Origin of the sequence: Nonomuraea sp. NPDC047897 (assembly GCF_043204415.1) — a bacterium.
Taxonomy (GTDB): domain Bacteria; phylum Actinomycetota; class Actinomycetes; order Streptosporangiales; family Streptosporangiaceae; genus Nonomuraea.
In genome coordinates, this window is sequence record NZ_JBIDCC010000030.1 from 25883 (window position 1) to 35892 (window position 10010).

Here is a 10010-nt window from a genome sequence, read left to right on the forward strand (position 1 = left end):
CATCCGCGTTGTGCGGTTCACCCCACGACGTACCAGGCCGCAGACTAGGACGGCACGGGCCAGCGACATGACGGCAGGACGAATCGCATGCTCCAGCACGTACGCCCCCAGGACGCCGACGGCGTCCCGGAGTGGGTGTTCCTCGCCCTCGTCGCCTCCGGGCAGGCACTCGCGATCTCGCTCATCATCGCGATCGGCGCCCCGAGCAGTGGCTACAGCGGGTGGGGCGCGTACGCCTTCGCGGGCGGATTCGGCGCGGCGCTGCTCGCGCACCGAGCCGTCCCTCTCGCGGTGCTCACAGCGACCATCGTCGGCATCTTCGCCTACTACGCCATGGACCATCCGCCGATCGGCATGGCCGTCCCCGCCGCCGCGGCGCTCTATTTCGCCGCCGAACGCAGAAGCATCTGGTGGCCACTGGGCGCAGGCCTGCTACTGCTCGCCGTGTCCGCCTTCTTCCGAAGCGTCGACGAGCACCAGGCGAGCGACGTCCTGTCCTACGACCTGCTGACCAACGCCGCCCTGATCGGCTGCGCGACAGCGCTCGCCTCGACCGTGCGAAGCCGCCACCACCTGCGCGAGCACCAGGCACGCATCATCACCCTGGAACGCGAGCGAGAACGCGACCGCGCGGAGCACGCCATGCAGGAAGAGCGCATCCGCATCGCCCGCGACCTGCACGACACGATCGGACACGCCCTGGCCGTCGTCACCGTGCACGCCAACGTCGCCCGCGAGGCGATCGGACGCGACGACGGGGCGGTGATCCGGTCGCTGTCCAACGTGACGGACGCCACCGCCCGGTGCCTGCACGAACTTCGCGGCACCGTGTCCATGCTGCATTCCCCCGGGAGGACGGGCCGTGACGACCGGGTGCCCCACACGCTGGACGGCATCCGGACCATCATCGAGACCGCCCGGCGAGCCGGCCTGACCACCCGCGCCGATCTCGCCGCCGAGCCGGCACACGTGCCGCCCACGATCGCCACCGCTGCCCACCGCATCGCCCAGGAGGCCGTCACCAACGTGATCAAGCACGCCGGCGCGACCACCCTCACCGTCACGACCAGGATCGAGGACACCACGCTCCACCTGACCATCGGCGACGACGGCACGGTGCCGGCCGAGCCGAGCACAGGTGGACGCGGCATCGCCGGGATGCGCGAGCGGGCGGCCCTCCTGGGGGGCACGCTCACCACCACCAGATCACCGACGTCCGGCACCACCGTGACCGCACGGCTGCCGCTGTTCCGGGAACCCCGCACATGATCGAAATCGTCATAGCCGAGGATGAGCCGCTGCTGCGCTCAGGCCTGCGCGCGCTGGCCGAGCACGACGGCGACATCGCCGTCGTGGCCGAAGTCGGCGACGGAGCGAGCGCGGTCGGTTCCGTACGCGAACACCGGCCCGACATCGTCCTCATGGACATCCGCATGCCCGTGCTCGACGGCATCGCCGCCACCCGGCGCATCGTGGACGACCCCGACCTCGACGGCGTCAGGATCATCGTGCTGACCACGTTCGACGAGGACGAGAACGTCTTCGACGCCATCCGCTCGGGCGCCTCCGGATACCTCCTGAAGGACATCCAGCCACAGGACCTGCGCCATGCCATCCGCCTCGTGGCCGACGGCCAATCGCTCCTCGCGCCGTCGATCACCGGGAAGGTGATGCGCGCCGCGGCATCGACGCGGAGAAGAACCAGGCCGGAGCTGGTCGACGGCCTGTCCGCCCGCGAACGTGAGGTGCTGTCGGCGATCGGGCGCGGCCTCGACAATCGGGAGATCGCCGCCGAACTCTTCATCAGCCCCGACACCGCACGAACCTACGTCAGCAGGCTGCTCACCAAGCTCCCCGCCCGTGACCGCACCCATCTGGCCATCATCGCGCACCAGAGCGGCTTGGCGGGCTCGGGCGAAGCGTGCTGACACACCCTCAGGGCCGTGACGGTCGCCGTCGCGTGCCCGGCGATCCGAGCGGGTCCTCGGCAGGCGGCGGGAGCGGGGCGGCCGTGCCGCCTGCGGAGGGCACCCGGAACGGCACCGTAGGGGCGGACGGATCGTCGGCGGGCGGCGCCGCGGCTCCGGCGGCGGGCGGAGCGGCAGCGGGTTCGGTGGGCGGCGGCGCGGCCCCGGGGGGCGGTGATGCGGCAGCGGGTTCGGTGGGCGGCGGCGCGATCCCGGTGGGCGGTGGCGCGGCCGGGGCGTCGGGGGGCGGCGGTGCGGCCAGGCGGCCGGTCGGTCGTCCGGCCGCCGGAGCCCGGAGCCCGGCTCCGGGCACGGCCGCAGGAGGCCCGGGGGACGGGATCGGGTCGGTGACGGACAGCGGCGACCTCAGCAGTTCGCCCGCGGTCCGCCGCGCCTCGTGGATGCTCTCCTCGAACAGTTCCCGCACGTGCTGCGCCTGCTCGCCCAGCCGCCTGATGTGGGCGTGCGCCATCTCGTCGCGGACGGTGTCGGCGATCAGCCGCTGGTAGTCGGGTGTCCGCGCAGCCAGCGCCTCCAGCCGTTGGTGCGCGTGGAACACCCTGTCGGCCCGCAGCACCTGCTTGGCGTACTGCTCCAGGTGGCGTACCCGCTTCGACAGCGACGTCCAGGCCGCGTCCAGCGCCGTCGAGTACGGCTTGACCGCGTCCTCCAGGCCCGGCGGCAGGTCGCGCGGCACCAGCCGGCGGTGCTCGGCGTGCATGGCCGACAGCCGCGCCAGGCGTTGGGCGATCTGCCAGACCTCCTCCGGCAGCGTCACCTGGTTGTCGATCGTGTCGATCAGCCCGGCCTGGTGCACCCGTGACCTCAGCACCGTGCTCACCGCGTCCTGGGCGCGGCGCAGCAGCCGCTGGCACGGGTAGTCCAGGTCCTCGGGCAGGACGTAGCGGGCGGCGTGGTCCTGGGCGAGCCGCAGGCGTCTGCGTGCCGTCCGGGTGGTGGAGCCGGCGACCATCCAGCGCATGAACCCGATGACGCTCATCGCGAACGCACCGCCGATCATGCCCGGCAGCCCGACGGTCGCGAGGATCAGGAAGAGCATGACCGACCCGACGATCAGCAGCGTCGGGTCGAACGACCGTTCCGGGCGCGCGCCGGTGCGGGCCATGCGGAGCACCTGCGGATGGGCGCGAAGCTGCACCGAGATCTCCTCGGGCAGCGATGGATCAATCACCAGCCGTGGGGGCAGAGCGCGCGGATCCATATGTTCATGCTGCGTTATGGAGGACGAATTCGCTCAAAGTTGGCGGACATATAGGGTCAGATCTGATGAACGCGATGACGAGATGGATCGAGCTCGAAGGCGCTGTCAACGTCCGCGACCTGGGTGGACTGCCCACCCTCGACGGCGGCGTCACCCGTCCCGGCCGCATCCTGCGGGCCGACAACCTCCAGGGGCTCACCGAGCGCGACGTGTCGCGGCTGGTCGGCGAGCTGAAGCTGCGGCACGTCGTGGACCTCCGCTCGACGGCGGAGGTCGTCCTCGAAGGCCCCGGCCCGCTCACCCGGGTGTCGGAGGTGACCCATCACCATCTGACGTTGTTCGCGGAGGGCGGCCGGCACACCGACGTCGAGGCCGACAGCATCGACGCCGAGCGGGTGCTGCCCTGGCAGACGCGCCAGCTCGACGAGGATTTGCGGATGAGCGGGTTCTACTACGGCTATCTGCGTGACAGGCCGGAGGCCGTGGTGGCGGCGCTGCGGGCCATGTCGCTGAACGACGGTGCCGCCGTGGTGCACTGCGCGGCGGGCAAGGACCGGACCGGGGTGCTGACGGCGCTCGCGCTGGAGGCGGCCGGGGTGACCCGCGAGGCCATCGTCGAGGACTACACGGCGACGGGACAGCGGCTGGAGCTGGTGCTGCGGCGGCTGCGCGCCAGCGCCACCTACCGCGACGACCTCGACTCGCGCCCCGCCGACGACCACATGCCGAGAGCCCGCTACATCCTGCAGTTCCTGTCGGTGCTCGACGACCGCTTCGGCGGCCCGTTGGGCTGGCTGAAGCAGCACGGGTGGAGCAGTGCCGACACGGACGCCATCCGCAACCGCCTGCTCGCCTGACGGCCCGGTACGGGCACGGGTCGGCGGCGGCCGGAGGCCCGGTCAGCCGACCGGTCAGCCGACGGGTCAGCCGACGGGGACGACGGCGCGTTCGGCGGCCGACAGTCGGGCCGCCTCCAGCACCGTCAGGGTGTCGATCACGCTCTGCGCGCTCACCGGAGGCGGCGCGCCGTCGCGCAGGCACGCCACGACCCCCCGGTAGAAGTCGAGGTAGCGTCCCGCCCGCGTGGGCGTCGCGGTGTGCTCCTCACCGGAGCCGAGCGTGCCCCACCGCTCCTCGGGCTCCTCACCGAACCCGGGCGCGTCGGGCGCCGTCCCGCCCCGCAGCCGCTCCTCCTGCACGTCGAGGCCGTACTTCTCGTACGCCGCCACCGAGCCGAGCACCCGGAACCGGGGCCCCAGCCGCGCGGCCACGGCGCTCACCCACAGGTGCGACCGGGCACCGCCGTCGTGCGTGAGCGCGACGAACGTGTCGTCGTCGGCCCGCACGCCCGCGCGCCGCACGTCGCTCTCGGCGTAGACCTCCCGCACCGGCCCCAGCAGTTGGATCGCCTGGTCGACGAGGTGGCTGCCGAGGTCGTAGAGCAGGCCGGCCACCTCGTCGGCGCCGCCGCTCTCCCGCCAGCCGCCCTTGGGCACTGGACGCCACCGTTCGAACCGCGACTCCAGCCGCAGCACCTCGCCGAGCTTGCCGCCGCTCACCAGTTCGCGCACCGTGAGGAAGTCGCCGTCCCAGCGCCGGTTCTGGAACACGGTCAGCATGAGACCGCGCTCGGCGGCCAGCCGAGCCAGCTCGCGCGCCTCGCCGGCGGTCCGCGCCATCGGCTTGTCGATCACGACGGGCCTGCCGCGGTCGAGCGCCTCGGTGGCGATGGGCACGTGGGTGCGGTTGGGCGAGGCGACCACCACCAGGTCGCACCGGTCCCACAACCCCGCCACGTCGGGCACCACCGCCGCGCCGTACCGGCCTGCCGCGTCCTCGGCCCGCGCCGCGTCACGCGTGACCACCGCCGACAGGGTCAGGCCGGGCGTGGCGTGGATGAGCGGCGCGTGGAAGTACGCGCCGGCGACGCCGTATCCGACGAGCCCGACCCGCACCCCGCCCGCCTGCGCCCCGCTCGCCTGTGCCCTGCCCGCCTGTGTCCCGCCCGGCTCGAAAGTCTCGCCCATCGCCGGCGCTCCCGTCAGTCCTCGTCGCGCTCGGCCAGGAACCGCTCGAACTGGGCGGCCAGCTCGTCGCCCGTCGGCATCTGGACGGGCTCGGCGATGAGGTTCTCCCGTTCGGTCCCGCCCGCGAAGGCGTCGTACTGCTGCTCCAGTCCGTTGATCGCGGTCAGCAGCTCGGCCGAGGCCTGGATCTGCTCCTCGACCTCGGCGTTGGTGCGTAGCGCCGCCTCGCGCAGCGTGTCCATGGGGAAGACCAGCCCGGTGCCGCGGGTGACCGCCTCCAGGGCGGCGACGGCGGCGTGCGGGTACTCGGCCTGCGCCAGGTAGTGCGGCACGTGCACCGCGAACCCCATCGCGTCCAGGCCCTGCTCGCCCAGGCGGTACTCGACGAGGGCGGCGGCGCTGCCCGGCACCTGCACGCGGCCGAACGCGCTGCTCTGGCCGGTGACCAGCTCGGCGCGGCTGGCGTGCGGGGTGACGCCCAGCGGGCGGGTGTGCGGCACGGCCATCGGGATGCCGTGCACGGTGACCAGCCTGCTCACGCCGAGCCGCTCGGCGAGCGTGCCGACGGCACGGGCGAACAGCTCCCACTCGCGGTCGGGCTCGGGGCCGGTCATCACGAGGAACGGGGTGCCGGTGGTGTCCTCCACGACGTGCACGGCGAGCCGCGGGCTCTCGTAGCCGATCCACCTGTCGGTGTCGAACGTCATGACGGGGCGGCGCGAACGGTAGTCGAGCAGCCGGTCGACGTCGAACGTCGCCACGACCCGGTGCTCCAGCTCGGCCAGCACGTGACCCAACGCGAGACGTCCCGCCCCGCCTGCGTCGACGAAGCCGTCGAAGTGGTAGAGCAGCACCGGATCGGACAGCTCGGGCACATCGTCGGCGAGCTCGTAGAGATCCGTCGGGTCGAACACGGTTGCACAGCCTTTCCCTAGGTACTCACTGCTGAAACCCACGGCGAGCCGGAACGATTCCGTTCAGGGCACACTATCGAGGCAGAACGGGAAGCATGGACGGGACCTGGAGCCGGAGGGGTTCGCCGCCAGGATGTAGCGGCGAAAACGAATAAATGGCCAGGAAGACAGCTAGTGTGGCCTTTCTCTGGGTCTCTCGTCATGCTGGGTGAGTGGCTACTTCTGCGCACTCCTTCAGCAGGCGACCCCTCCGCATCCCTCCCCTGCCATGCCCGTTCCCCAGCGAGATCAACGTGCATGCGGCCGAGGTCGACGCCGAGAGCCACGCGTGGCTGGCCGCCTCCACGATGCTCGCCGGAGCCGACACGATCGAGCAGTTCCGGCGTTCCAAGATCGGCCTGCTGGCCGCCCGGACCAATCCCACGGTTCCGCGTGACAGCCTGAGGCTGATCAACGACTGGTACAACTGGCTGTTCGCGTTCGACGACGCCTTCTGCGAGGGTGAGCTGATGGCACACCGGGCGTCCATGCTGGCCCGCGCGCTGCCGCCGCTCCTCGAAATCCTCGACGGACGCAGAAAGCCCGACCCCGGCGACCCGTTCGGGACGGCACTGCACGAGCTCATCGAGCGCATCTCCGACACCGCCTCGCCCGCCCAGGTCGACCGGTGGCGCATCACGGTGAAGGAATACCTGTTCGCCCAGATCTGGGAGGCGGCCAACCGCGAGGTGGACCTCATCCCCACCCCCGAGGACTACATGCTGATGCGCCGCATCACCGGGGCGACCTACACCTGCTTCGCGCTCATCGACGTCGGCGGGGGCTACCGGCTGGAATCGGAGGAATGGCACCACCCGGACGTGCGCGCCTTATCCGACCTGGCCTGCGACCTCATCGGCTGGGACAACGACCTGATCTCGTACGCCAAGGAACGCGGCCGCGACAAAGCCCGGCACAACCTCGTCACCGTGCTCGCCACGCACCGCGCCCTCGCGCTGCAGGAGGCCCTGGAGGAGGTGGCCAACATGCACCGGGCCGCCGTCACCGCCTTCGTCGCCCGCCGGGCGGCGCTCCACCAGTGGGCCTCGCCTCCGGTGCGCCGGTATGTGCGCGGGCTCGAACACTGGGTGCGCGGGCACATCGAGTTCTCGCTCGGCAGTGCCCGTTACGTGCACGCCTGGCCGAGCGGCACCCGCTGGCCGCAGCCCGTCTGACTCGCCGGGCAGGCACGCGGGTCAGTCGTCGGCGGCGTCCAGGTCGCCGAGCGCCAGCGCCGACACCTCGTCGAGGTCGAGCCGCGTGCCCGCCTCGAACGCGTCGCCGTACACCTGGTCGCCGAGCACCTTGCGGCACTCCTTGACGCACCGCTCGTGGTCGGCGGTCAGGAACGGCGCGCCCAGCATGGGCAGGCCCGCGGTCTTCCAGTTCTGGTGCAGCGCGCCGAACAGCCGGGCCGCCAACGCCATCTGCTCGTCGGCGGCGAAGATCCGCGCCATCGTCTCCAGCGCCAGCAGCGTGCCCAACGTGTCATGGAAGTGACGCTTGATCCGCAGGCTCTCCCGGGCGTTCTCCAGCGCGAGGGTGTTGCGCCGGGTCGCCAGCCGGTTGATCGACATCGCCCACTGCGCGTAGGAGCTCACCCACAGCTCGCCACGCTCCCGGCACACCTGCAGGCAGTCCTGCAGCAGCGACTCGGCCTCATACAGCTCGCCCTGCGACTGCAGCACCAGTGACAGCTCGACGATCGCGGGCAGCAGGCCCGGGTTGAGCTCCTTGTTGTCGGTGTTGAACTCGATCGCCACACCGAGCAGCGCACTGGCCTTCTGCAGGTCGCCCTGCAGCAGCGCGGCCGTGCCCTGCATCTTGGAGGCCAGGATCACCGCCCTGGAGTCGCCGACCCGGACCGCCTCGGTGCTGCACTGCTCGGCCGCCTCCAGCGCGCCGACGCTGTCGCCTTGGGCGCTGCGCACGTACGACAGCACCCACAACGCCTTGCAGCGCTCCTTGCTGGCCGTCGGGTTGGCCTCCAGGGCCCGCTCCAGGTACAGGCGGCCCTCACGGGCGAAACCGCAGCACACCCACATGAACCACAGCGACGACAGCAGCGTGAGCGCCAGAGGCGTCTCGCTGGGTGTGCGCAGCGCGTGTTCGAGGGCGACGCGGACGTGTCGTGCTCCTGCCGCATCCTGATGAACCAGTAGATCTGCCGCGGACCCGACCAGGCGTCCTCGCTGCGCCGCGCCAGGTTCAGGTAGTACTCCAGGTGCTTGTGGCGCATCCGCTCACGCTGGCCGAGCTTGTCCAGCCACTCCTCGCCGTACTCGGCGAGCGTGTCGATCAGCTTGTAGCGCACCCCGGCGTGGTTGGTGGTGATCAGCAGCACCGACTTCTCCACCAGCCCGGTCACCAGGTCGGTGATCCGGTCGGCCGGAAGCTGCTCGTCGGAGCAGACGGCCCGGGCCGCGTCGAGCTCGAAGTCGCCGGCGAACACCGACAGCCGCGCCCACAACAGCCGTTCGGCCGGGTCGCACAGCTCGTGGCTCCAGCCGATCGCCGCCCGCAGGGTCTGGTGCCTCGGCAACGCCGTACGGCTGGCGCCCGCCAGCAGGCTGAACCGGTCGGTCAGCAGCCCGAGGATCTGCTCCACCGACAGCGCCCGCAGCCGCACCGCCGCCAGCTCCAGGGCCAGCGGGATGCCGTCGAGCCGCCGGCACAGCTCGGCCACCGTGCCGATGTTGTGCTCGTCCAGCACGAAATCGGGCACCACCGCGCCCGCCCGCGCCGCGAAGAGCTGGACCGACTCGTTGGTGAACAGGCTCTCGGCCGGGTCGTCACCGGGCACCTGCAACGGCGGCACCGGCACCACGTGCTCGTACGGCAGGTGCAGCGACTGCCGGCTGGTGGCCACGACCTTGAGGTTGGGGTTGCCGTTGAGCAGCTCCTCGACCAGCTCGGCGCAGCCCTGCACGAGATGCTCGCAGGTGTCGATGATGAGCAGCATCTGCCGGTCGGCGACCCACTCCGACAGCGTCTCGGACGCCGCCCGCGACGACTGGTCGGCGATGCCCAGCGCGGAGGCGATGGTGTGCTTGACCATGCCCGCGTCCTGCAGCCTCGCCAGGTCGGCGAACCAGACGCCGTCGGGGTACTGGGCGCGGACCTGGTGGGCGAACCTCAGCACCGTGCGCGACTTGCCGACGCCGCCGATCCCCGTGACGGTCACCAGGCGTGACTCGCCGAGGTGACGTTTGAGGTTGGCGAGAAGGCGCGTCCTGCCGACGAAGCTGGTGAGCTCGGCCGGCAGATTGCCTTCTCGTCGCCAGCCTGACGGAGTGGCCATGGGCAGCCTCACGGGGGTTAGGCGACAACCTGCCTTCGCATCGTACCCCCGGAGATCCCGGCTGTCCGGCGGCCCGCGTGGCGGCCGGGTTGGTTTGTTCCCTATCGGTAGCATGTATGCCGTGAGCGAATTCCTCCCCGAGCAGACGGCCGACGACCTCGACGCAGGCTGGGGCGAGTGGCGCGAGGCCGACCCGGACGCCTTCTACCTGGACAACAAGCCCCCGCACTGGTCCTGACCTGCCACGCCCGGCGGTGACGCGGGCGGCCCTCATACGTCCCCGCGCCGGAGCGTCGAACGCCCGGCGCGACGCGCCCGGAACGCGCCCGCGAACGCGCAGGCGCGGCGGGCGCGCGACGCGCCTGCCGGGATGGCGGAAGTGTCGCCGGAGCGCTAGCCCCGTTTTCCGCACGTTGGGTTGATTGAAGATCTCCGGGTTGCTGTACTGATCCGCTGCGCGGTATGACGTGGCTGGTGAGACAGCGTGCGCAGTGGGGCCAGGCCAGTCTGGAGAAGACGCTCGGAGCGTTACCGGTGGTG

The 10010-nt window shown here is 71.4% G+C and carries 9 protein-coding genes; 4 read left to right on the plus strand and 5 right to left on the minus strand.

Annotation, left to right across the window (positions count from 1 at the left end):
- Nucleotides 1–87: 87 nt before the first annotated feature.
- Together ACGF0J_RS37660 and ACGF0J_RS37665 are read left to right on the plus strand one after the other, a co-directional pair.
- Nucleotides 88–1269 (plus strand): sensor histidine kinase, encoded by a 1182-nt coding sequence (locus ACGF0J_RS37660; RefSeq protein WP_393154035.1) that lies wholly within the window; start codon nt 88–90, stop codon nt 1267–1269.
- Nucleotides 1266–1928, plus strand: coding sequence for a response regulator (locus ACGF0J_RS37665; protein WP_393154037.1), 663 nt, complete (start codon nt 1266–1268; stop codon nt 1926–1928). Before ACGF0J_RS37660 ends, ACGF0J_RS37665 begins: the two co-directional genes overlap by 4 nt.
- Nucleotides 1929–1935: 7 nt before the next feature.
- Here ACGF0J_RS37665 and ACGF0J_RS37670 read toward each other — a convergent pair whose 3' ends face one another.
- Nucleotides 1936–3189, minus strand: a complete 1254-nt coding sequence (locus ACGF0J_RS37670) for a hypothetical protein (RefSeq protein ID WP_393154039.1) — start codon at nt 3187–3189, stop codon at nt 1936–1938.
- 74 nt (nt 3190–3263) lie between these two features.
- On the opposite strand from ACGF0J_RS37670, the gene ACGF0J_RS37675 reads away from it, so the two are divergent.
- Complete coding sequence (locus ACGF0J_RS37675; protein ID WP_393154041.1) at nt 3264–4046, plus strand: tyrosine-protein phosphatase; 783 nt, start codon at nt 3264–3266, stop codon at nt 4044–4046.
- A 66-nt stretch (nt 4047–4112) separates the two neighbouring features.
- On the opposite strand, the gene ACGF0J_RS37680 is transcribed toward ACGF0J_RS37675, so the two are convergent.
- Together ACGF0J_RS37680 and ACGF0J_RS37685 are read right to left on the minus strand one after the other, a co-directional pair.
- The gene (locus tag ACGF0J_RS37680; protein WP_393154043.1) at nt 4113–5216 is read right to left on the minus strand and encodes a Gfo/Idh/MocA family oxidoreductase; all 1104 of its coding nucleotides are present in this window, start codon (nt 5214–5216) and stop codon (nt 4113–4115) included.
- Nucleotides 5217–5230: 14 nt separating this feature from the next.
- Nucleotides 5231–6130, minus strand: coding sequence for a proteasome assembly chaperone family protein (locus ACGF0J_RS37685; RefSeq protein ID WP_393154045.1), 900 nt, complete (start codon nt 6128–6130; stop codon nt 5231–5233).
- 212 nt (nt 6131–6342) lie between these two features.
- On the opposite strand from ACGF0J_RS37685, the gene ACGF0J_RS37690 reads away from it, so the two are divergent.
- Nucleotides 6343–7344 (plus strand): hypothetical protein, encoded by a 1002-nt coding sequence (locus ACGF0J_RS37690; protein ID WP_393154047.1) that lies wholly within the window; start codon nt 6343–6345, stop codon nt 7342–7344.
- Between the two features lie 21 nt (nt 7345–7365).
- Here ACGF0J_RS37690 and ACGF0J_RS37695 read toward each other — a convergent pair whose 3' ends face one another.
- Together ACGF0J_RS37695 and ACGF0J_RS37700 are read right to left on the minus strand one after the other, a co-directional pair.
- Nucleotides 7366–8100, minus strand: a complete 735-nt coding sequence (locus tag ACGF0J_RS37695; RefSeq protein ID WP_393154049.1) for a hypothetical protein — start codon at nt 8098–8100, stop codon at nt 7366–7368.
- The gene (locus ACGF0J_RS37700; protein WP_393154051.1) at nt 8007–9470 is read right to left on the minus strand and encodes an ATP-binding protein; all 1464 of its coding nucleotides are present in this window, start codon (nt 9468–9470) and stop codon (nt 8007–8009) included. The genes ACGF0J_RS37695 and ACGF0J_RS37700 overlap by 94 nt, the downstream gene beginning before the upstream one ends.
- Between the last annotated feature and the right edge of the window lie 540 nt (nt 9471–10010).

Coding starts and splice junctions, on each gene's coding strand:
- ACGF0J_RS37700 (WP_393154051.1), bottom strand. CDS start 9,470: ATGGCCACTCCGTCAGGCTGGCGACGAGAAGGCAATCTGCCGGCCGAG.
- ACGF0J_RS37675 (WP_393154041.1), top strand. CDS start 3,264: ATGACGAGATGGATCGAGCTCGAAGGCGCTGTCAACGTCCGCGACCTG.
- ACGF0J_RS37680 (WP_393154043.1), bottom strand. CDS start 5,216: ATGGGCGAGACTTTCGAGCCGGGCGGGACACAGGCGGGCAGGGCACAG.
- ACGF0J_RS37660 (WP_393154035.1), top strand. CDS start 88: ATGCTCCAGCACGTACGCCCCCAGGACGCCGACGGCGTCCCGGAGTGG.
- ACGF0J_RS37670 (WP_393154039.1), bottom strand. CDS start 3,189: ATGGATCCGCGCGCTCTGCCCCCACGGCTGGTGATTGATCCATCGCTG.
- ACGF0J_RS37665 (WP_393154037.1), top strand. CDS start 1,266: ATGATCGAAATCGTCATAGCCGAGGATGAGCCGCTGCTGCGCTCAGGC.